Origin of the sequence: Paenibacillus elgii NBRC 100335 (assembly GCF_004000865.1) — a bacterium.
In the GTDB taxonomy this organism is placed as follows: domain Bacteria; phylum Bacillota; class Bacilli; order Paenibacillales; family NBRC-103111; genus Paenibacillus_G; species Paenibacillus_G elgii.
Map to the genome: position 1 here is coordinate 81,797 of NZ_BIMB01000022.1, position 20,464 is coordinate 102,260.

The window sequence follows — 20,464 nt, forward strand, 5'->3', positions numbered from 1 at the left end:
CAGCGCTTACAATCAAGCTTCGGTCTCAGGAGCCGCCGCACGGATAAGCGTCAGGGCTTGGGAGAGACAATAATTTTGATCTGTTCCTTGCTGCCGACCAATTCCTCGAAGCCGTCCGGGACTAGACGGTCCAGCCGGATTTTCTTCGTAATCAATTCGTCGACCCGCAGCCGACCTTCCGAGATAAGCGAGATGACGGCCGGGAAAATATTGCGGTATGCGAGCACGCCTTTCAGCTCTCGCTCCTTAAGCACGAGGGTATTCGGCGCGATCGACGCCGGTTTTTCCCAGATGCTTACAATGACCGTCTGGCCGTCGGTTTTCGTGCTGCGGATCGCATCGTTCAGGCAGACTTCGATGCCGGTGACTTCGAAGCTGACGTCCGCGCCGCCAGGAACGAGCCGGTGTACCGCTTCGACCGCGTTGTCCTTTAACGGGTGGATGACGTGATGAGCACCCAGTGCGAGCGCCGTTCGTTGTCTGGCTTCGGAAATTTCGACGGCAATAATCCGGCTCGCGCCCGCCGCGCGGGCGGCTTGGATAACGAGCAGGCCGATAGGACCCGCCCCGTAGACGACGCAGGTGTCGCCGGCCTTAAGCCTGCTTTGCCGGACGGCATGAACGGCGACGGCCGCAGGCTCTACCATCGCGCCTTGCTCGTAGGTCATCGCATCCGGGAGCTTATGAACCATGCTCTCTTTCACCGAGGTGATCTCGCTGAATCCGCCTCCGCCCCCGCTCAGTCCGTGGAACCCGAGCTCATCGCACACGTTGTATAGACCTTGCCGGCAAGGAAGGCACGTCCCGCACGCGAGAATCGGCTCGACCGTTACCCGGTCCCCGACCTCCACCTTCGTTACGCCCGGGCCGACCGCGACGACTTCGCCGGCAAACTCATGCCCCAGAATGACCGGGGCCCGTTCGTTCGTCAGCGGGTGGGGCTGATCGGGAATGAAGATCGGCCCGGCCAAATACTCGTGCAAATCCGTTCCGCATATGCCACACCACTCGACCCGAATGTTGACCATGCCCGGCCGAACCGGAGGCTCCGGCGTTTTCTCTATACGCACATCGCGAATGTTATGCCAAAATGCTGCTTTCATCGGTGGACCTCCTTAAACATGCACCGCATGGCCGATGGCGCCCAGAATCGCTTCGTGAACCGCTTCGGACAACGTCGGGTGGGCGGCGATAAAATGCTCCATCATATCAGCGGTCATCTCGGTGTGCAGCAGAACCGCGCCTTGGCCGATCAGCTCCGTCGCTTTTGGACCGACGATGGAAATGCCGACAATTTCGTGATACTGCGGCTCCGTCAGCACCTTCACTCTGCCGACCGGTTCGTCCAGGATCAGCGCTTTGCCGTTGGCGGCGAACGGAAACTCCCCGACGCGAATGTCGCCGTACCGTTCTCTGGCCTGCTTCTCGGTCAAGCCTACCCCGGCAATTTCCGGGGAGGTATAGATGCAGCGCGGAACCGCCCGGTAATTGACCTTTGCCTCGGCTCCGGAAGCATGCAGCGCAGCGACGGTGCCCTCGTGAAAAGCGACATGCGCGAGCTGAATGCCGCCGATGATGTCGCCGCAGGCATAAATATGAGGAACGCTGGTCTGCATATGCGGATTGACTTCGATCCCCTGCTTCGTATACCGGACCCTGGCCTTTTCCAGACCGAGTCCATCCGTTCGCGGCTTTCTCCCGATCGCGACAAGCACGCGATCGGCGGTGCCTTCGAACACCCGGCTCTCGGTTTCGAAGACCGCCAGCTTCTCCTCCAGCTGCAACTGCTTTACGGCAGTGGACGTATACACCTTCACGCCCGCTTTCTCCAGCTCCCGCTGCAGGATGGCCGCCGTGTCCGCGTCTTCGCCCGGAAGCAGCTGGTCGGCCATCTCGACCACGGTCACCCGGGTTCCGAGACGGCTGTAGATGCTCGCAAACTCGCAGCCGATGACGCCGCCTCCGATAATAAGCAGGGAAGCCGGAACCGCAGGCAGCGACATCGCCTGGCCGCTGTGAATGATCCATTCCCCGTCGAACGGCGCAAAGGGCAGAGCGACGGGCTCCGAGCCTGCGGCGATGATAAAGCGGTCCGCTTCCACGGCCTCATGTCTGTCTCCCTGCGAGACTTGCAGCTTACGGTCCGTGACAAAGCTTGCCTGTCCCCGAATGACTCGAATCTTATTTTTTTTCATCAAAAAGCCGATGCCCTGCACCAGCTTGCTCACAATCCCGTTCTTATAGCTCTGCACCGCGTTCCAATCGACCTCGACCCGGTCCGTGGGCAGCACTACGCCGAACCGGTCGGCGTGCTTGACTTTATCCAGCGTATCCGCGCTTTCCAGCAGCGATTTGGTCGGCATGCAGCCTTCGTTCAGACACGTTCCTCCCAGCTCCTTCTGCTCGATTAAGGTCACCTGCTTGCCCTGCCCGGCGGCGGCAATCGCCGCCACATACCCCGCAGGACCTCCTCCGATAATGGCTATCGTCTCCATGGTATGGCCTCTCCTTCCCTACAAAACAAGCCGGTACGGGTCTTCCAGCGCGTCCTTCACTGCACGCAGGAACTCGGCGGCCGGCGCGCCGTCCAATACCCGGTGGTCGAAGGTCAGGCTGAGCGGCAGCAGACTCCGGCGCTGCAAGTCGTCTCCCTTGTAAACCGGCATCTCCGCCACGGAGCCGACGCCAAGAATGCCCGCTTCAGGCGTGTTCAGAATCGGCGTGAAATAATCGATGCCGTAAGCGCCGAGGTTCGTGATCGTAAACGTCGAGCCTTGAAGGGCGTCGCTTCCGAGCTGACCGTTTCTCGCTTGCTGCGCCAGCGCCTTGATTTGGCGCGACAAATCCAGTACGGAGTACTGATCGGCATGGCGGATGACCGGAACGACTAAGCCTTTGTCCAAAGCGACGGCGATGCCCAGATGCACGTGATCGAACACGTGAATGCGGTCGTCGATATACGCGCTGTTCATCTGCTTATGCCGCTTGAGCGAAAGCACGACGGCACGGGCGATAAAATTGGTCACCGTCAGCTTGACCTCGTGCTGGCGCTGCGCGGTTTCGCTCATCTGCCTCTGCAGCGCGAGCAGATCGGTGACGTCGGCCCGCAGCGTCAGCGTCAGCTGGGCGCTCTGCTGCAAGCTGTCGTGCATCCGCACCGCGATGACCTTGCGGATGCCGGTGACCGGAATTTGCTCCGTATGCTCCGTAAAGCCGGACGGGGCGGCAGTCGCATTTGTCCCGGCGGACGAAGCAGCTGCTTCCCCGGTAGAAGCAGAAGCAGACGATGCGGAAGTCGCGTTGGCGATGGCATGCTCCACGTCCTCCTTCGTAATTCGTCCCTGCGGACCCGTTCCCGTTAGATTCGCGATATCGAGCCCGGCCGCCTCCGCCATTTTGCGGGCGACCGGGGAGACTTTGATGTCCCTGCCGTGTGCGGGAGCTTCGGCAGACGCAGGCTGCCCGCCTGCCGGAGAAGCGTCCGGCACTACGACGCTAGGCGCAGCCTCGCCCGCAGCCGTCCCCGCAGCCGCGCCGCTGACTTGCTCGCCGGGCTGGCCGATGTAGCCGATGACCGTGCCCGGTGCCACGCCCTCCCCTTCCGGAACGGCAATCTTCAGCAGAACGCCGTCCGCAGGCGCTTCCAGATCCGTTTCAATTTTTTCCGAGCCGATATTGGCGATGATGTCCCCTTTAGTCACAGGGTCTCCCTCTTTCTTATGCCAGAGGGATACCGAACCTTCCTTCATCGCCATGCCCAGTTTGGGCATGACCACTTCTACAGCCATGGCGATCTCTCCTATCCGGGTTAGTCTGGGTCCGTCTATACGGCGAGCAGCGATTTGTCGCCTAGCAGCTCGGCAACGACTTCAAGCACCTTTTGCGGCGTCGGCAAATAAATGTCTTCCAGCGGCGGCGAGAACGGCACGGGCGTATGCGGCGCCGTGATCCGCTTGATCGGCGCGTCCAGGCTGTCGAACGCTTTATCTGCTACGAGGGCGGCGATATCCGTCGCGATGCTGCACCGCGGATTCGCTTCGTCGATGACGATCAGGCGGTTCGTCTTCGCCACGGAAGCGAGTATCGTATCCTCGTCCAGCGGGGACAGGCTGCGCGGATCGACGACTTCCACTTCGATGCCTTTTTGCGACAGCTGCCGGGCGGCCGTTAGCGCCGTCTGCACCTGCTTGCCGATCGCCACGATAGTCAGGTCCGAACCGGCCCGCTTAATGTCGGCTTTTCCGAGCGGAATCGTATAGTACCCTTCGGGCACCTCGCCGGTCGCGTTATACAGCGTCTTGTCTTCGAAGAAAATGACGGGGTCGTTATCCTCGATGGACGCGAGCAGCAGCCCTTTGGCATCGTAAGGGGTCGAAGGGACGACCACTTTAATGCCGGGAATGCTGGTGAACAGCGCATATAGGCTCTGCGAATGCTGCGCCGCCGCGCGGAAGCCGGCCCCGTGCGTCGTGCGGATCGTCACCGGCACCTGCGCCTTGCCTCCGAACATATAGCGGAATTTGGCCCCTTGGTTCAGCACCTGATCCAGACAGCTCCCGATAAAATCGTTAAACATCAGCTCCGCAATCGGGCGCAAACCCGTCGCAGCCGCCGTCATCGCCGCGCCGATATATCCCGCCTCGGTGATCGGCGTATCCAGCACCCGGTCGCGGCCGAACTCTTGCACGATGCCTTTCGTCACGCCCAGCACGCCGCCCCAGGCTTCATCGTCCTGCAAGTGGTCTACGGCCGCCCCGCCAGCCACGTCCTCGCCCATCAAAATGACGTTTTCGTCCTTGCGCATCGCCAGCTTCATCGCCTCGTTGATCGCCGCGGACATACTGATTTTTCTTGTCATGCCGGTTCCTCCTCTAATAAATTAGTAAGATACGTACACGTCCGTCAGCAGCTCGGATGCGTCCGGATACGGGCTGTTTTCCGAAAATTCGACGGCCTTCTCCACCGCTTGCTCTACCGAAGCCTTCATGTCCGCCAGCTCGGCTTCGGTATACAGGCTCTCGGTCAGCAGATACGATTCGAACGCGGTAATCGCGTCTTTTTCCTGCAAATGCTCTTTTCGTTCGTGGTCTTTTTTATATTTCTGGGCATCGCCCTCGAAATGTCCGTAATTGCGGTAGGTGACGCATTCGATCAGCGTCGGGCCCTCGCCACGGCGCGCCCGCTGCACGGCCTGCTCCGCCGCCTCGTAAACAGCAAGCACGTCTTTGCCGTCCACCCGGACCCCCGGGATATTGTAAGCGATTGCACGATCGGCGATAGTTTTGCAGCTTGAGGCGTATTCGAACGTCGTCGCTTCACCGTACCCGTTATTTTCAGCAATGAAAATGACCGGCAGCTTCCAGATCGCGGCCAAATTGATGCCTTCGTGGAACGTTCCTTGGTTGTTCGCGCCGTCTCCGAAAAAGCATACGCTGACCGCATTCGTCTTCTTGTATTTGGCGGTCAAGGCGGAGCCGCAGGCCAGCGGATAGCCGCCGCCGACGATGCCGTTGGCGCCCAGCATGCCTTTGTTCAGGTCGGCGATATGCATCGAGCCGCCCTTCCCTTTGCACAGCCCGGTAATTTTCCCGAACAGCTCCGCCATCATGCCGTCCAGCTCGCAGCCTTTGGCGATGCAGTGCCCGTGTCCGCGGTGGGTGCTGGTGATGCTGTCTTTGTCATCTAGGTGGGCGCATACGCCGACCGCTACCGCTTCTTCTCCGGCGTACAGGTGAACGAAGCCCGGAAGCCGGCCTTGGGCGAACAATTCGTGCACCTTATCCTCGAACTTGCGGATCTCCAGCATCTTTTGAAACATCCATCCTGCTTTTTCCCGGCTCAAGGCCGTTCCCTTGTCCTGCGCGGCGTTAACCATACCGTGTTCCTCCTTTGGATGTAAAAAATGTCCCCACGCCGGATAGTATTGCAAGTTTCGTGCCAACGGAAAAACAGCTGGATTCTCGCAGAAATACGGGCCCGCAGAAAGCAGAAAAAGTGGACACAAAGAGACGGCTGTCTCGTTTTGTCCACTTTTGTTCACCTATTCATCATTGGGATTATCATGGGGAATATCCTGAAATTGGGGCTCGGGGAAGAGCGTGCGGCTCTTCCTCGAATGTTCACAGCGGCGCGAATAATCTTCGGCGGCTTTACAGGAGCAGGACTAGCCAAGGGACAACAACCAGCGCCAGAAGTGCGGTCACGAGCATGGCAATGCTCGACACCGTGCCGGAGACGGCACCGAATTCGAACGCCGTCGTCGTTCCGGCCGTATGCGCGCTCGTCCCGAGCAGCACGCCCTGCGCCACCCCGCTGCGGATGCGGAACAGCCGGATAAGCATCGGTCCGACGACCGTGCCAAGTAGGCCCGTGACCAGCACGAACAGCGCCGTCATGGCCGGGATGCCCCCGATCATATCCGTGATGGCGATGGCAATCGGCGTTGTCGTGGAGCGGAGCACCAGGCCGTCGATGATCTTCACGTCGAGGTGCAGCCCCTTGGCGATCCATACCGAAGTCGCAACACCCGCCGCGGAGCCGACCAGTACGCTTGCCATGATTTCTACCGCATATTTGCGCAGCAGGGCGACATTTTTGTAGAGCGGCACAGCCAAGGCAATGGTCGCCGGTCCGATCATGTCTGTCAGCCAGTGCGCCCCGGCGTTGTAGGTCTCGTAAGGAATGTCCGCTTGCAGCAGCAGGACGATGACAACCGCCGGCGTCAGCAGCAGCGGAGATAGATAGATTTTAGGCTTCCTGCGATACAAGCTTTTTATCCCGTAATAGACGGCCATGGTGAACAGCAGCAATACGAGCGAGAGCCAGGTCATGACGGGGTTCGCTCCTTTCGCTTCACGATCGCTTGCGCCACAAGTCCCGCCGAGAGCATGACGACGATCAGGCTGCTCACCAGCACGAGCATGATCGGTAAGCCGTTATCCCGCAGCAGCGACTGATATTGAATCATCCCGGCCGCCGCAGGGATGAAGAACAGCAGCATTTCGGCCAACAGCCATTTGGCCCCCAGATCGATCCATTCGATCCGGATGATTTTCAGTTGTAACAGCACAAATACAAGAATGATCCCAGGAATGCTCCCCGGTATCGGCAAATGAAGCAGAGCCGCCAGCCCGTTCAACAGCCAGGAAACGAGCACAAAAAAGAGCACCTGCCCCAAAGTTTTCACAAAAGCCGTCATGTTGCACAGCTCCTTTCCATCCAAAGTTTACACCCCTTCCTTTCATAGGTAAAATGAATATATCGAATTTCTTTCATTCCAATCGTCTATGCAAAGGAGGTGCGCGGGCATCGATATCCGGCAGTTGGAGTATGTGCTGGAGATCATCCGGCACAGCAGCTTCACCAAAGCGGCCGAGGCGCTGCACATTACTCAGCCCACGATCAGCAAAGCGGTCAAAAATCTGGAGGAGGAGCTGGGCGTCCCGCTCTTCGTCCGCTCGGGCAAAACGCTGGAGCTAACCGACGCCGGCCAGCTTATTGCCGGTCAGGCGCAGGATGTCGTCCGTTCGTTCAAGCATCTGGAGCTGCAGCTCGGCGATTTGACGAATTTCAAAAAAGGGCATATCCGGATCGGACTGCCGCCGATGGCGGGGGCGAGATTTTTCCCCGGCATTCTAAGCCGGTTTCGCGACACGTATCCGGGGCTCACGATCCAACTGGAGGAGGACGGCTCGGTCAAGCTGGCGGAAAAGGTAGAGGACGGCACGCTGGACGTCGGCGTGGTGCTTTTGCCGGTAGACGAGGGCGTTTTCGAATCGTATTCGTTCGTAAACGAACGCTTGCGGGCCGTGCTCCCTCCTGCCCACCCGTTGGCGGGCAAAAAAGAAGTCCGGCTGGTCGAGCTGCAGGATGAAGCTTTCATTTTGTTCCGGGAAGACTTTGCGCTGCACGAGCGGATTATCGAGGCTTGCGACGGCGTCGGCTTCCGGCCCCGGATCTGGTACGAAAGCTCGCAGTGGGATTTTATCTATGAAATGGTCGCCGCGGGAATGGGCGTCGCCCTGCTGCCCGAAAGCATCTGCGGCATGCTCGACCCGAACCGCGTCGCCACGGTCACGCTGACCGACCCGGCCATTCCGTGGCATCTGGGCATGATTTGGCGGAAGGACCGCTACCTGTCGTTTGCCGCGCGGGAGTGGGTCCGCTTCTCGAAGGCGCATTTGACGAACCAAGGCAGGCCGTCTCTTTAAATCCATTTTCGGAAGGGGTACGTAAATATGGAACGATTTCGTGCACTCGTCGTGGACAAAACGGAGAATCAGTTTTCGGTAGGCGTACAATCGCTCAGCTTGGACGATTTGTCGGAAGGCGAGGTGCTCATTCGGGTCGCCTACTCCGGCGTCAATTATAAGGACGGCTTGGCGGCAAGCCCGGAGGGCCGGGTGGTCCGCAGCTATCCCACCGTGCCAGGGATCGATCTCGCCGGGACGGTAGCCGCTTCAACCGACCCGCGGTTTCGCGAAGGCGACGAGGTGCTGGCGACGAGCTATGAGCTTGGCGTCGGACATTCCGGCGGGTTTAGCGAATATGCGAGGGTTCCTGCCGATTGGGTGATCTCCCTGCCGAAAGGGTTAACCCACCGTGAGGCGATGATCCTCGGCACGTCGGGACTGACGGCGGCGCTGTCCATCCACCGCATGGAAGAGAACGGCTTGCGCCCCGAGAACGGCCCCGTGCTCGTCACCGGAGCGACCGGCGGCGTCGGAAGCCACGCCGTCTCGATGCTTGCGGCATCTGGGTACGAGGTCGCGGCCAGCACGGGAAAAGCGCAGGAGCATGACTACCTGCGTGTATTAGGAGCCGCTTCAATCCTCAACCGGGAAGAGCTGTACCCGGACGCGGTCAAGCCCTTGACCAAGGAACGATGGGCGGGCGCCGTCGATCCGGTAGGCGGAGCCGCGCTGCCGCATATTCTTAGCGCTATCCGCCATGGCGGCTCCGTGGCGCTTAGCGGACTGACCGGCGGCGCCGAATTTACGGCGGCCGTGTTCCCGTTCATTCTCCGCGGCGTGAACCTGCTCGGCATCGATTCCGCCTACTGCCCGATTCCGCTCAGGCAGCGGCTCTGGGAGCGGATGGCCTCGGATCTGAAGCCGCCGCGGCTCGAAGCGATGGTGCATGCGGAAACGACGCTCGACGAGCTACCGGCCGCCCTGCAGCACATCCTGCAAAGCGGCGTTCGCGGGAAGGTCGTTGTGAAGCTGAAGTAAGCGGTCAGCAAGAGACGTGAAAAAGCCCGACCGGTCAACCCGGTCGGGCTCTTTGTACGGCTGCAGCGTCAACTGCAAGCCGCTTATCCGGCGGCAGGAAGCTTGATCTTCTGACCCGGGAAAATGAGATCCGGATTGCTGAGCTGATTCAGCTCCTGCAGCTTCTGCCACGTAGTGTTGTGCTTCCTGCCGATCTTCGACAGCGTATCGCCGGACTTCACGATATATACTCCGCCGTCTGTTGCTGCTGGAGCCGCCGGGGCGGGCTTTGCAGCTTCCGATGCCGGTGCTGGCGTCGGAGCCGGTACTGTTGGCGCCGGTGGTGCCGGTGGCGTTACCGTGTCGGATGCCTTTTTGACCGCGATGCGGCTTTCGACCTGCGGGTTCACTTCGCCCTTTTTCTGGAAATACTTGATCAACGATTCCTCCAGCGAAGAATAGTCGCCTGCAAGCGGGTAGTCCTTGAACATTTTGTAATCGTCTCCGCCTGCCGCCATAAAGTCGTTCGTCGCAAGCAAATACGTTTTGTTCGGGTCGATCGGCTGCCCTTTGACTTTGACCGCGGATACTCGCTTGCCTTTCGGCTGCGCAGGGTCGAGCTCGAAGGTAACGCCGCCGACCTGCGGGAAGCCGCCCAGCGGTTCCGGATAAGCGGATACGCCGTGCTCAAGAGCGGCGACGATATCGGAGCCCTTTACTTTTTTCGTCTGAATGTAGTTGCCGAACGGCAGAACGGTAATGACCTGCCCCTTCGTAATCGGGCCTGCGGCGATCGAATCGCGGATACCGCCGCCGTTCGTGATAGCAACGTCGGCACCCGTTTCGTCGATCATCGCGTCGGCAATCAGGTTGCCGAGGTTCGACTCGCCCTTGCGTACGACTTCGCGGTCCCCAACCAGCTTGACGGAGGTGGCGCCCACTTTTTGCTGCAGCACCTTCTCCTGCTCTTTTTTCACGGAGTTAATAATGTCCAGAACGGCCGCGTCGCCCGGCGTTTTGTCGTCGTCGGCGGCTTTTTTCGTAATCAGACCGGACACCTTGTCCTTCAGCTTCCCGTTCTCGAACGTCAGGTCGACGCGTCCGAATTGCTTAAGGTACTCGCCGGTCTGGGCGATCAGCACGTTGCCGACCTTCATGCCCGTATCCAGCTTCGTATGGCTGTGTCCGTCGATGATGACGTCGATGTCCGGTACCTGCTCGGCCACCTTGATGCTCGTGTCAATGCTGGACTTGTCGACTCCGAGATGCGTCACCGCAATGATCGCGTCAACCTTGCCTTTCAGTTCGCCCACAATCGCCTTCGCCTCGACGGCAGGGTCTGTGAACGTGAGGCCCGCGACGTTGTTCGGATGCGTTTTATAAGCGGTTTCAGGCGTAGTCAGGCCGAAAATGCCCAGCTTGATGCCGTCCACTTCCTTGATCACGTAAGGCTCCAAAATGCGGGTGCCGTCCGCTTTTTTCGTATTGGCGCTCAGTACGGGGAATTTGGCTTTGCCCGCCAGCTCCTTAAGCCGCTCGTAGCCGTAGTTGAAATCGTGATTACCCGCGGCCATCGCGCTGTACCCCACGGCATTCATGATGTTGACGATGCTTTCGCCGCGTACCAGATTCGCAACCGTTTGCCCGTGGAACGTATCACCGGCATCCAGTATGAGCGAGTTCGGGTTCGTTTTCGCATATTCCTTGATCATCGCGGCCATTTTGGCGAAGCCGATCCCTTCCTTGCTTTCGTCAACCCGGGAATGCGTATCGTTCGTATGGAACAGCGTAACTTTCGTCGTGCCCTTCTTGCCGCCGGTATTCCCCACCGACGTTTCCGCCGCCGCTGCCGGGGCTGCCGCCGATACGAGCATAAGCGCAGCCAGCGCCGGGGACATCCATTTTTTCCAACCCTTCATTCGAAGCTTCTCCTCCCAAATTGAACCAGTTTGGCATGTCCCTCTTAGTTTAGCACAGATATATAAATGGAAATCCTGCCCTGTGTAAACTTTTCGTAAATTCCAACGGTTCGATGTCGGAAGTCAACTCCGGCGCCAGCTTTAAAACGAGATTGAGTTTTTTCAATTGGTATCATACAATGAAAATGCTTAATTTTTGGCAAAAAGGGGATCGCAGCACATGTTTGGATGGTTGGCAAAAGGCTTGCTCGCAGGCTGCATCGCAGTCGGAGTGATCGCCGGTTCGGTTTATCAATGGGGCAGCTATCCGTATGCGGATCAGGTCGCGGTGCTGGCCTATCATCATTTGGACAATACGGATCAGAGCAACGTCACGATCACGCCGGAGCTGTTCCGCAAGCAAATCAGCTTTTTGAAGGAAAAAGGATACCATTTTCTGACGCTGTCGGAATTCCGCGAATTCATGAACGGCAAGGATGTGCCTCGGCAATCGGTGCTGGTTACGTTCGACGATGGCTACGAAAGCTTCTATACGTACGGGTACCCTGTGCTCAAGGAGCTTGGCATACCGGCGGTCAATTTTGTCGTGACCAAGGACCTGGCCGATCCGAAGGCGCCCGCCCTGACGGCTTTATCCGAGGAGCAAATCCGGCAGATGGCCTCGGAAACGGACTTTATCGATTTTCAATGTCATTCGCACGACCTGCACCAAAAAGTGGACGGTAATCCGCTGCTCACCAGCCTGCTGCATACGGAGGGCCGAATTGAAACGGTTGCCGAATATGGCGACCGGATTCTGAAAGATACCCGGGCTTGCGCCAGCCGGCTCCACGCCCTTCATCTGCAGGAAGTGGATATGTACGCCTACCCTTACGGCATGTACGATCAGCAGGCATCGGATCTGGTCCGGCAGGCCGGGATTCGCTACGCGTTTACGGTAAAAAGCGGCATGGTGACGCAGAAGGACGACGTGATGCAAATTCCGCGCATCAATGCCGGGAATCCGAGCATTACGCCGGAAAAGCTGCACCGTACGATCATGCGCCGCGCCGTGAAGAAGCAGCTGTCCTGGTTGACCCGCTAGGAATAAGGCGAGGTAGCGGCGGAACGAGAGCGCAGCGTTTCGCTTCCGCGCCTTCCTTGCGGCCAACTCACCGGTCAAGAAATCAACTTGGCGATGGCAAAAGCGATTCCGGCCGCCACCCCTCCTACCAAAGCGGTCTGCCAAGCACTTTTGCCGGGTCTTGAACCGGTGAATCTTCCTTTCACATACCCAAATACAAAAAGCGCAATTAAGGTAACGATCACGGAAATGACGAGCGCCGCGTTGGCATGTTGAACAAACAGGTAGGGGGATAAAGGAATTATGCCTCCTGCAATGTAAGACAAGCCGATCGTTAGGGAGCTGTTCCGCGCCCTCTTCGGTTCGGGCTCCTCAAGTCCCAGTTCGTATTTCATCATGAAATTCACCCAACGGTCGGAATCCTGGCTGATCGCATCCACTGCGGATTGGACGGTTTCTTCGGGAAGGCTCCATTGCCGCAGGATGTCCGCAACCTCCTCCCTCTCCCGGTCCGGAAGCTCCCTGATTTCCCGCCGTTCGCGTTCCAATTCCGCCAGATAATGTTCCCGATCCGTTCGGGCCGCCAAATATCCGCCTAGCCCCATCGCAATCGACCCCGCCGCGATCTCCGCCACTCCTGCAATGACCACCAGCCCTGTATTGGAGACGGTTCCGGATAAACCGGCCGCCAAGGCAAAAGGGACGGTCAGTCCGTCCGCCATGCCGATGACAATATCCCGAATGAGATCCGGCGCCATAAAATGTTCTTCCTTATGCTGCCCTTGTGTCGTCTCGTCCTGATTCTGCCGCAATGGTTTCATCCCCACCTTCGGACAAATATGGAATAAAGGCCCGCCCGCTCACGAGCGTTCCGCATGTTTTCCATAGTATGGACGAGTCGCTTTTCAAATATGAAGCTCGCTTTTCAGTTGTTTTTCATTCTTGGGCGGTAAAATTCAAACTAAACCTTACAAAACAAGGAAGGGTGTTATGAACAAGAAGGCTGTCCAATTCGCTTCGATCGTTTTGTTTGTCGCTTTAACCGCCGCTTACTTCCCAACTGCTTTCGTGTCCGCGGATCAGAAAGACAGGCAAAAGAATCGCTATGAGCGAGCCGAACATGAGGCGCACGAGCAGAAGGAGCACAATGAACAAGAGCATACCGAAAAAAAAGGAAAGCGAAAAAGCACTCCGGCACAGACGCCGGCACCGGCCCCCATAACCGCTGCACCCGCCGCTTCCGCCGGGTTTTCGGATAACGAAAAGGCGACCTTGGCTTTGCCCGACGGCAATTCGGTCTCCGGCACTATTCGCCTCAAGCAAGGGGAATTGTTTATCCCGCTGAATTCGGTTCTTGAAGCGCTCCAAGTTCCCTTTGTTATTTATCCGAAAGGGACCATCTTAGAAGGCTTCGCGAATGGCAAGCAATTCATTTTTCATGCGGACAAACGAACTGTGTATGCAGACGGACAAAGGAAAACAACCGCGGCCGCCGTTTTTGCCGAGTCCAATCAATTTTATGTGCCCTTGCAAAGCGCCGCCGACGTGCTGGGATACAGCGCGGTCGTCCTTCCGCAAAACCAGCGGATTGAATTTCAAGTGAGGTGATGAAATGGCTGTGCGAAAATGGCCAAAATGGGTGGTAGGAATTTCTAGCGTCGTATCGTTTACCGGGTTCTTATACGCAACCCAAAGCCAACAGGAACCGAAAAAACCGCTCCCTGCCTCCGCTTCAAACGGACTTGACGCATCCGGAACCGCTGCGGCGGCCGCGGGCGCTGCCGAGAGCACCTTGCAGACCGCTAACACAAGCGCCAGGCTTTTTCTATATACCCCTGACTCTATGCAGCAAATAGCGAAAATGTCTGACGCCGACAAGTCGGAGAGAGAGAAGCTGCTGGAACAGTTGAATTGGGAAGCGGACCCGAGCGCAGAAATTACGCTCACTGCACCAGCAAAGAAGAGTGCCGATCAAGCGGTAGCGTCAACACCGGCAAGCGCCAGAAAAACGAGAAGGTCCTAGCGATGAAAGCATCCAAAACTACGCCGCAGCCGCCTGCCCACGGCTTCCCCGCTGTCGAGTTTAAAGCGATGGGCACGGAGATTGCCGCTATAGGCAGAGACGGCCACGCCCGGCCGTATTGGTGTTTGCCCGTCATCCGTTGGTTCGAAGGCGTCGAAGGCATCGCTTCGCGCTTTCAGCCGAACAGCGAATTATCCCGGTTTAACCGTGCGCCGGCAGGGCGGCAGGTCAAGCTGTCGCCCCGGCTGTATTCGCTGATTCGCTCCGCATGGTCATGGCATCACAAAACCAACGGCTTGTTTCAGCCCTTTGTCGGCTCCGAGCTTTGCCGGCTCGGCTATCATTGCTCCTTCGAGAAAATCGGCACAACAGCTCAACAATCAGCGCACGCGGAATCGGCGGAAGAAGCGGGAAGGCCGGACCATCAAGAATACAGCCGGGCCCTGATTCTGGATGACCAAGCCGGAACCGCGGCGCGAAACGTTCCTGCTTCGCTCGATTTGGGAGGAATGGGCAAAGGATGGACGACAGACCGGGCGGCGCTGCTGCTTAGGGACAGTTTTCGTGTATCGCAAGGGCTTGTCGACGCCGGAGGGGATATGAGAGTCTGGTCCGACGGCGAGCCATGGCCGATCGGCGTTCAAAGCCCTTTTCGGGAAGAGGAGGAATGGCTGCGGCTTTGGCTGAAAAATGCGGCCGTAGCCACCTCGAATATCGTATACCGGCAATGGGAATATCGGGGAAAGACGCACCACCACATTTTGAACGGCCGAACCGGGCAGCCTGCCGAAACCGATATCGTGCAAGCAACCGTATTGGGCCACTCCGTGGAGGAAGCCGAGGTTGCCGCCAAAGTCATCTGCATGATCGGCTCGGAACCGCTGTCTGAGTGGATGCAGGCCCATTTTCCCCGCCTCGGGTACATCGCGATAACCCGATCCGGCTCCATAAGAATCAATCGCAGAGTTTACGATTATGCGGAAAAGGTGGTCGCTTTATGAGCAGCTTGGTTACCCTCGCTTCTTGGTTATCCACTTGGGGCGTCATCAAAGCGGCGGGGTTCACCTCCTATTTGTGCATTTTTGTTTCCGTTGTTCTGGGGGCGTTCAGCTACGGGACGGCCGTCCCGGCCAAGCTGCGCGGCATCCTGCTTCCCGCCCATCAACTCGCAGGCTGGCTGGGCTTCCTGTTCGGCCTGCTCCACGGCGCAGTACTGACCATCGATACGTATCAGCCCTTCTCCCTTGCGGAAATTCTGATCCCTTTTACGGCGAAATTCCATCCTTGGGCGTCGGGCCTGGGTACGGTGGCGCTTTATATCCTCGCGGCGATCCTGATAAGCTCGGACTGCATAAAAAACTTGGGCAAAAAAGCTTGGCGCGCAGTTCATCGGTTAAGCTACCCTTTAGTAATATTGGCTTTCCTTCACGGGCTAAGCGACGGTTCGGATTCGGACAAAATTTGGGCCTTCCCGCTATATGCCGGAAGTGCGATTATTTTTATTGCCGCTGGACTGTACAGGGCATATATTCAGTGGCAAGCCAATCGGAAGCCTTTGGCCTCGAAATAGAGTAAACTGGAGAAAAGCCGCTTCACAGAAAGGGATTGGGCATTGTGAAAATCTTGCTCGCTGAAGACGACGAAAAGCTGGGAAAATTAATCGTACACATGCTGCGCAAAGAATGTCATACAACCGATTGGGTACAGAACGGAGATGAAGTGGAAGTTTTCGTGGAGCAGGGGGATTACGACCTGGTTATCCTCGATTGGATGCTGCCCGGAAAAAACGGCGATCAAGTCTGCAAGGCGCTTCGCAGTCTGGATTACCATAAGGGCATCTTGATGCTGACGGCAAAAGGGACGCTGCAGGACCGTGTTGAAGGGCTGGACGCGGGAGCCGACGATTATTTAATGAAGCCGTTCGAGTTTGCCGAGCTGTTCGCCCGCATCCGTTCCATTGCAAGACGGGCGCAAATCCCGATTTCGGAGGAAACCATCCGCGTTGGAACGTTTGAACTGAATATGAACAATCATACCTTCAAAGGCCACGGCAAGCTTTTGTCTCTCACGGTCAAGGAATACCAACTGTTGGAAATTTTGATGCGCAACCGGGGCTGCACCATTCCCAGAGAAACGCTGCTCACCCGAATCTGGGGGTTCGATGGCGATGTTTCGAGTAATTCTCTTGACGTCCTGGTGAAGCTTACACGAAAAAAACTGGAGGGTACGCCCGGACTCGCCATTCAGAACATCCGCGGGGTAGGGTACAAGCTAGAGGTGGCCGATGTTCTCTAAGACCCGCAAGCGGTTAACCGTCTATTTTACCGTCTTGATCATGCTGTTCCTGATTACCTTTAACGGGATCGGGTATTTGCTGCTATCCTCCTATGTCTACAGCACTCAGGAGAAGACGCTCCGGGGACAGGCGGAAAAATATGCCGAAGAACAGGAACACCTGCTGGAGAAAGGGAAGCCGAAGGAAAAGTCAAAGAACAAAAAGGAAGGTCATGAAAAAGATGGCAAAAATGACTTGTCCGCAGGCGCGCTTCGGACTTTTTTCGTCGTCTTGGACAAGGGGGGCCGAGTCGTTTCGGGTGCAATTCCGGAGATCGAGCACCCCGAATCTTTTATCCAAGAGCTGACCGCCTGGAATCCCCGGCAGGGCGACATTCGCTATTTTACCGTGGACAATCCTAAGGACGAGCGTGTCGATCTGATCGTCACGGGCCGGCCGCTTTCGGAAAAAGGGGACTATATCGGCATGCTGTACACCGGGGCGGACGTTTCCCCGCAAAAGGCCGTGCTTCGGCAGTTAATGTCCATTCTTGCTGGATTATCCGCATTGTTTGTAGTTTTGTCCGCTTTGTTGGGCTATCTGATGTCCGGTCGGGCCATGAAGCCGATCGTGGAAGCATTCGATCGTCAACGCCGATTCGTTTCCAACGCTTCCCACGAACTAAGAACGCCGCTGGCTATTATGCACGCCTCGTTGGAGGTGCTGGAATCCGAGGAAAAGAGTACGATGCAGCCCTTCAGCCAGCAAGTGCTTGACGATTTGAAGGACGAGACGCGCCGAATGTCTTCTCTCGTCTCCTTCCTTCTGACCCTCGCGCAAGGCGATTCGCCCGCCAATCAATTGGCGATGGAGACCTTTTCCCTGGGAGACGAGCTTACGAAGCTCTTGCGAAAAATCAAGCCTTTGGCCGAAGAAAAGGAGCTTTCGCTAGATTTGGATATTTCGTCCGATTTACCCGTTCTTGCGGATAAGGAACGTCTTCTCCAATTGACCCTGATTCTACTCGACAACGCCATCCTGTATACCCCCAAAAATGGGAGCGTTACCTTGACCGCCGCGTCGGAGGAACGGACATTGACTTTGGCTGTAGCCGATACGGGGATCGGAATCGCTCCGGAGTTGCAGGAAGAAATTTTCGAGCGGTTTTATCGGGTGGATTCCGCCAGAGGCCGAGGGAAAGGACAGCTCGGCCTAGGCTTGTCCATCGCCAAATGGATTGCGGAAGCGCACGGAGGAAGCATCCGGGTCAAAAGCGTACCCGGCCAAGGAAGCACGTTCACCGTCAGGCTGCCTGTCGCGCGTCCTGAACGGGGATAGACGGTTGAGCCGGGCCGCAAGGCAGGCGGCGAGGTTAACGGCGGGAGCCCGGCGTCGCGCCACCGCCGCCTTCATCGCGGCCGTCGAACCACAGCTTGCGGTAATCGACCCAGCCGAGCGAGCTGATCGAGACGTCCCGCAGTCCCGGCGGGTACGAGGCGGACTGCTGCCAGCGGTACCACAGGATGATGGCGCGTTCCTGCAGGAGCGCTTCTTCCAACTGACCCAGCAGCGCTAACCGGCGGGCGCGGGAAGGCTCCCCGGCAAGTTCGGTGCACAGACGACCGGCCTTTTCACGCAGCCCCGGAGGCAAGCAGCGCCTCACGGGGCTGTTTGCGTTAGCCAGCAGGGCCAGCAGCGTCCACTCCGCATCCTCATGCACCGGCTGCTCCAGCAGATACAAATCCGCTTCGGCGAGCGTCCCTTCCTCGAACAAAGCCTCATACGGCACGAACGAAAGCTCCAGACGAATGCCGTACGGCGCGAGCGCCCGCTGCAGCCACGCCGCATCCCGCTCGTGGCCGGCTCCGGCGTACGTGACGAGCCGCAGTGTCAGCCTGTACCCGCGGACCTTGCGATCCGGCGCACGAGGCGATGCTATGTCCAGAGCGTCCCCCTCCAGGTCCCGGATCAAACGATTCGCCAGCGGGCCCCGGTTGCCGTCCGGCTCCAGCCGGACCGGGCCGTTTCGCAGCACGGAGGCCAGCAGCTCCCGCTGTCCGGCGTCCGCCCAAGGCGAGGAGGCGCCGCTACGCCAGTTCAGCGCAATAAACTTGCAGCCCCGGTCGATGTTCGTTTCCTCCAGCCAGTGTTCCTGCAAACCGCTCTTCTCGCTTTCGCGGGAAGAACTGAAGTGGCGGAAGTTCAATCCGCCCAGCTCGGCTTCGTCCTCGGCGCCCGCAGCTTCATTGCCGTCATAAGTGGATGGCAAGCACCACATCTCCACGCGGTCCAAATGTGCTCTCCGCTTGTAGTAATCCGCAAACGCCTCAAGCGCAAGAAACCGGCTTTCCCGCTCTGCCAAGCGGAACGGTCCGGTGCCGACCGGGCGGAAAGCAAAGTCCGCCGTCAGCCCCGCCGGAACGATGGAGGCCGCCGGGGAAGCCAGCAGCCCGAGAAAAGGGCCAAGCGGCTCTCGCAGCCGGATTTCCAGACGGAACTCGTCCAACGCCGCGACAGCTTCGAGACCTTGGTACAACGGCGCATAAGGTGAGACGGCATGGAGCTGCCCCCTGTCCCGCAGCCGCTCCAAGGTGTAGGCAGCATCCCGGGCCGTGAACGGATTGCCGTTGTGGAACCGCACATGCTTTTGCAGCGCGAATATCCAGCGTTCCCGTCCTCCCTCGTCCGCCACACGCTCCCAGTGATGGGCCAGCCCGGGCAAAAAACGGTCCGTCTCCCGGTCGTACCTCACCAACGTATCGAACAGCTGCCTGATCATATGCAGCTCCGTCCGCCGTGTCGCATAAGCCGGGTCCATCGAGCCAAGCTGCCGGTAGGACGGGAAGCGGAGCACCTCCACGGGGCCCGTTTTGTCGTCCGTCGACGCTTCCCTGCGGTAGCCGAACGCCTCCTGCAGCAGCTCCGCGAGCTGTCTGCGGCCGTCCGGCGTATCCGTGCCCTGCTCCGCCAAAGCCACAGCTTCGCGGAGCCGTCCACGGGCGAGCCGATCCTTCACCTGCTCCAGCAGCAGCCTGTCGGGCTCCGCCCACAGCTCCAGACGCGAACGGTTGCCGCGTCCGCGGCCCGGTGCCCATCGGATCCAATCGCGCGCCTGCATCCCCCGCAGAAGCAGCTTCACGTTGCGCTCCGTGCAGTGAAGCAGTCCGGCCAGCTCCGCCAGCGTCGCTTCCGTTCCGCCATCCAGGCCCCGGGGCTGCAGCCCCCGGTACAGCTTCAGGTAATGCTCTTCCAGCCGCATCGCACTCTGACTCCTTCTTTCCTTCGATCATATAACTCTGAACCAAAAGGGGAAATTTCCTGAACCCAGTTTACACTTTTTATTCCCCTTTTTCCATTTACAATTAGAGCTACGTCAACGTATAAAAAGGGGCTGTTTGAAATGAAAGCACACGGTCCATCCGTCCGCGCAATCGCTTGGGTAACGGCGGTCTGCCTGCTCGGCGATTCGATGCTCTATATCGTGCTTCCGGTGTACTGGCAGCATTACGGCTTGGACGCGCTCTGGCAGGTCGGCGTGCTGCTGTCGGTCAACCGCTTCGTCCGGCTGCCGCTCGGCCCGCTCATCGGCTGGCTGTACAGCCGACTTCCGAAACGGACCGGCGTGCTTGCCGCGGTCGCTCTGGCCTGCGCGACAACGCTGGCGTTCGGCTTCTTCAGCGGCTTCGCGCCGCTCCTCGCGGCACGGGCCTTATGGGGCGCAGCCTGGTCGATGCTGCGCATCGGCGGCTACTTGACGGTGCTGGAGGCCAGCGGCGGCGGGGACCGCGGCCAACTGCTCGGCCGCTACAACGGCATCATGGGCGTCGGCAGCCTCGTCGGGATGCTGGCCGGCGGCCTGCTCGCCGACCTGCTCGGCGTGCGCACCGTGGCGCTGCTGCTCGGTGCGGCCACGCTGGCCGGCCTGCCGTTCGCCTGGCGCTTCGTGCCGCCCACCGTCACGCCGTCTGCCTCGCC

General features: G+C 58.6%; 20 protein-coding genes. 10 read left to right on the forward strand and 10 right to left on the reverse strand.

The window, feature by feature from the left end; translation table 11 throughout:
- Nucleotides 1-50: 50 nt before the first annotated feature.
- The 7 genes from PEL01S_RS17855 to PEL01S_RS17885 form a co-directional block, all read right to left on the reverse strand.
- The gene (locus tag PEL01S_RS17855) at nt 51-1,103 is read right to left on the reverse strand and encodes a 2,3-butanediol dehydrogenase (protein WP_127461259.1); all 1,053 of its coding nucleotides are present in this window, start codon (nt 1,101-1,103) and stop codon (nt 51-53) included.
- 12 nt (nt 1,104-1,115) lie between these two features.
- Nucleotides 1,116-2,495, reverse strand: coding sequence for a dihydrolipoyl dehydrogenase (lpdA, locus tag PEL01S_RS17860; RefSeq protein ID WP_127461260.1), 1,380 nt, complete (start codon nt 2,493-2,495; stop codon nt 1,116-1,118).
- 18 nt (nt 2,496-2,513) lie between these two features.
- On the reverse strand, nt 2,514-3,788 hold the full coding sequence (locus PEL01S_RS17865; RefSeq protein ID WP_127461261.1) for a dihydrolipoamide acetyltransferase family protein: 1,275 nt from the start codon (nt 3,786-3,788) through the stop codon (nt 2,514-2,516).
- 35 nt (nt 3,789-3,823) lie between these two features.
- Nucleotides 3,824-4,858, reverse strand: coding sequence for an alpha-ketoacid dehydrogenase subunit beta (locus PEL01S_RS17870; protein ID WP_108532642.1), 1,035 nt, complete (start codon nt 4,856-4,858; stop codon nt 3,824-3,826).
- Nucleotides 4,859-4,879: 21 nt separating this feature from the next.
- Complete coding sequence (locus PEL01S_RS17875) at nt 4,880-5,875, reverse strand: thiamine pyrophosphate-dependent dehydrogenase E1 component subunit alpha (RefSeq protein ID WP_127461262.1); 996 nt, start codon at nt 5,873-5,875, stop codon at nt 4,880-4,882.
- A gap of 274 nt (nt 5,876-6,149) precedes the next feature.
- Nucleotides 6,150-6,830, reverse strand: coding sequence for an LrgB family protein (locus PEL01S_RS17880; RefSeq protein WP_010495941.1), 681 nt, complete (start codon nt 6,828-6,830; stop codon nt 6,150-6,152).
- Nucleotides 6,827-7,198 carry a CidA/LrgA family holin-like protein gene (locus tag PEL01S_RS17885; RefSeq protein WP_127461263.1) on the reverse strand — a complete coding sequence of 124 codons (372 nt, stop codon included), beginning with the start codon at nt 7,196-7,198 and terminating at the stop codon, nt 6,827-6,829. Before PEL01S_RS17885 ends, PEL01S_RS17880 begins: the two co-directional genes overlap by 4 nt.
- Before the next feature lie 109 nt (nt 7,199-7,307).
- Here PEL01S_RS17885 and PEL01S_RS17890 point away from each other — a divergent pair, with 109 nt between their 5' ends.
- Both PEL01S_RS17890 and PEL01S_RS17895 read left to right on the forward strand, forming a co-directional pair.
- Nucleotides 7,308-8,210 carry a LysR family transcriptional regulator gene (locus PEL01S_RS17890; RefSeq protein ID WP_063177647.1) on the forward strand — a complete coding sequence of 301 codons (903 nt, stop codon included), beginning with the start codon at nt 7,308-7,310 and terminating at the stop codon, nt 8,208-8,210.
- Between the two features lie 27 nt (nt 8,211-8,237).
- Nucleotides 8,238-9,230 (forward strand): acrylyl-CoA reductase family protein, encoded by a 993-nt coding sequence (locus PEL01S_RS17895; protein ID WP_127461264.1) that lies wholly within the window; start codon nt 8,238-8,240, stop codon nt 9,228-9,230.
- A gap of 83 nt (nt 9,231-9,313) precedes the next feature.
- On the opposite strand, the gene PEL01S_RS17900 is transcribed toward PEL01S_RS17895, so the two are convergent.
- Nucleotides 9,314-11,128 carry a 5'-nucleotidase C-terminal domain-containing protein gene (locus PEL01S_RS17900; RefSeq protein WP_063177571.1) on the reverse strand — a complete coding sequence of 605 codons (1,815 nt, stop codon included), beginning with the start codon at nt 11,126-11,128 and terminating at the stop codon, nt 9,314-9,316.
- 220 nt (nt 11,129-11,348) lie between these two features.
- Between PEL01S_RS17900 and PEL01S_RS17905 the strand changes: the two genes are divergently transcribed.
- Entirely contained in the window at nt 11,349-12,212 is an 864-nt protein-coding gene (locus PEL01S_RS17905) for a polysaccharide deacetylase family protein (protein ID WP_082866787.1), read from the forward strand.
- A gap of 74 nt (nt 12,213-12,286) precedes the next feature.
- On the opposite strand, the gene PEL01S_RS17910 is transcribed toward PEL01S_RS17905, so the two are convergent.
- Entirely contained in the window at nt 12,287-13,012 is a 726-nt protein-coding gene (locus PEL01S_RS17910; RefSeq protein ID WP_127461265.1) for a VIT1/CCC1 transporter family protein, read from the reverse strand.
- A 169-nt stretch (nt 13,013-13,181) separates the two neighbouring features.
- On the opposite strand from PEL01S_RS17910, the gene PEL01S_RS17915 reads away from it, so the two are divergent.
- From PEL01S_RS17915 to PEL01S_RS17940, 6 genes are read left to right on the forward strand one after another with little or no spacing between them, the layout of a single operon-like run.
- A complete protein-coding gene (locus PEL01S_RS17915; RefSeq protein WP_127461266.1) occupies nt 13,182-13,799 on the forward strand; it encodes a stalk domain-containing protein in 618 nt (205 codons plus the stop codon).
- 4 nt (nt 13,800-13,803) lie between these two features.
- Complete coding sequence (locus PEL01S_RS17920; RefSeq protein ID WP_127461267.1) at nt 13,804-14,214, forward strand: hypothetical protein; 411 nt, start codon at nt 13,804-13,806, stop codon at nt 14,212-14,214.
- A gap of 2 nt (nt 14,215-14,216) precedes the next feature.
- On the forward strand, nt 14,217-15,215 hold the full coding sequence (locus tag PEL01S_RS17925; RefSeq protein WP_127461268.1) for an FAD:protein FMN transferase: 999 nt from the start codon (nt 14,217-14,219) through the stop codon (nt 15,213-15,215).
- Nucleotides 15,212-15,784, forward strand: coding sequence for a ferric reductase-like transmembrane domain-containing protein (locus PEL01S_RS17930; protein WP_127461269.1), 573 nt, complete (start codon nt 15,212-15,214; stop codon nt 15,782-15,784). Before PEL01S_RS17925 ends, PEL01S_RS17930 begins: the two co-directional genes overlap by 4 nt.
- A 44-nt stretch (nt 15,785-15,828) precedes the next feature.
- Nucleotides 15,829-16,509 carry a response regulator transcription factor gene (locus tag PEL01S_RS17935; protein ID WP_127461270.1) on the forward strand — a complete coding sequence of 227 codons (681 nt, stop codon included), beginning with the start codon at nt 15,829-15,831 and terminating at the stop codon, nt 16,507-16,509.
- Nucleotides 16,499-17,827, forward strand: coding sequence for a sensor histidine kinase (locus PEL01S_RS17940; protein ID WP_127461271.1), 1,329 nt, complete (start codon nt 16,499-16,501; stop codon nt 17,825-17,827). The genes PEL01S_RS17935 and PEL01S_RS17940 overlap by 11 nt, the downstream gene beginning before the upstream one ends.
- A 34-nt stretch (nt 17,828-17,861) precedes the next feature.
- Here PEL01S_RS17940 and PEL01S_RS17945 read toward each other — a convergent pair whose 3' ends face one another.
- Entirely contained in the window at nt 17,862-19,748 is a 1,887-nt protein-coding gene (locus PEL01S_RS17945) for an ABC transporter substrate-binding protein (RefSeq protein ID WP_127461272.1), read from the reverse strand.
- A 141-nt stretch (nt 19,749-19,889) separates the two neighbouring features.
- Between PEL01S_RS17945 and PEL01S_RS17950 the strand changes: the two genes are divergently transcribed.
- Nucleotides 19,890-20,464 (forward strand): MFS transporter (locus PEL01S_RS17950; protein ID WP_127461273.1); only part of this gene is annotated, 575 nt, incomplete at its 3' end.

Bases quoted from the DNA above. Each gene is read 5' to 3' on its own strand.
- PEL01S_RS17855 (WP_127461259.1), bottom strand. From the start codon at position 1,103: ATGAAAGCAGCATTTTGGCATAACATTCGCGATGTGCGTATAGAGAAA.
- lpdA (WP_127461260.1), bottom strand. From the start codon at position 2,495: ATGGAGACGATAGCCATTATCGGAGGAGGTCCTGCGGGGTATGTGGCG.
- PEL01S_RS17865 (WP_127461261.1), bottom strand. From the start codon at position 3,788: ATGGCTGTAGAAGTGGTCATGCCCAAACTGGGCATGGCGATGAAGGAA.
- PEL01S_RS17870 (WP_108532642.1), bottom strand. From the start codon at position 4,858: ATGACAAGAAAAATCAGTATGTCCGCGGCGATCAACGAGGCGATGAAG.
- PEL01S_RS17875 (WP_127461262.1), bottom strand. From the start codon at position 5,875: ATGGTTAACGCCGCGCAGGACAAGGGAACGGCCTTGAGCCGGGAAAAA.
- PEL01S_RS17880 (WP_010495941.1), bottom strand. From the start codon at position 6,830: ATGACCTGGCTCTCGCTCGTATTGCTGCTGTTCACCATGGCCGTCTAT.
- PEL01S_RS17885 (WP_127461263.1), bottom strand. From the start codon at position 7,198: ATGACGGCTTTTGTGAAAACTTTGGGGCAGGTGCTCTTTTTTGTGCTC.
- PEL01S_RS17895 (WP_127461264.1), top strand. From the start codon at position 8,238: ATGGAACGATTTCGTGCACTCGTCGTGGACAAAACGGAGAATCAGTTT.
- PEL01S_RS17900 (WP_063177571.1), bottom strand. From the start codon at position 11,128: ATGAAGGGTTGGAAAAAATGGATGTCCCCGGCGCTGGCTGCGCTTATG.
- PEL01S_RS17905 (WP_082866787.1), top strand. From the start codon at position 11,349: ATGTTTGGATGGTTGGCAAAAGGCTTGCTCGCAGGCTGCATCGCAGTC.
- PEL01S_RS17910 (WP_127461265.1), bottom strand. From the start codon at position 13,012: ATGAAACCATTGCGGCAGAATCAGGACGAGACGACACAAGGGCAGCAT.
- PEL01S_RS17915 (WP_127461266.1), top strand. From the start codon at position 13,182: ATGAACAAGAAGGCTGTCCAATTCGCTTCGATCGTTTTGTTTGTCGCT.
- PEL01S_RS17920 (WP_127461267.1), top strand. From the start codon at position 13,804: ATGGCTGTGCGAAAATGGCCAAAATGGGTGGTAGGAATTTCTAGCGTC.
- PEL01S_RS17925 (WP_127461268.1), top strand. From the start codon at position 14,217: ATGAAAGCATCCAAAACTACGCCGCAGCCGCCTGCCCACGGCTTCCCC.
- PEL01S_RS17930 (WP_127461269.1), top strand. From the start codon at position 15,212: ATGAGCAGCTTGGTTACCCTCGCTTCTTGGTTATCCACTTGGGGCGTC.
- PEL01S_RS17940 (WP_127461271.1), top strand. From the start codon at position 16,499: ATGTTCTCTAAGACCCGCAAGCGGTTAACCGTCTATTTTACCGTCTTG.
- PEL01S_RS17945 (WP_127461272.1), bottom strand. From the start codon at position 19,748: ATGCGGCTGGAAGAGCATTACCTGAAGCTGTACCGGGGGCTGCAGCCC.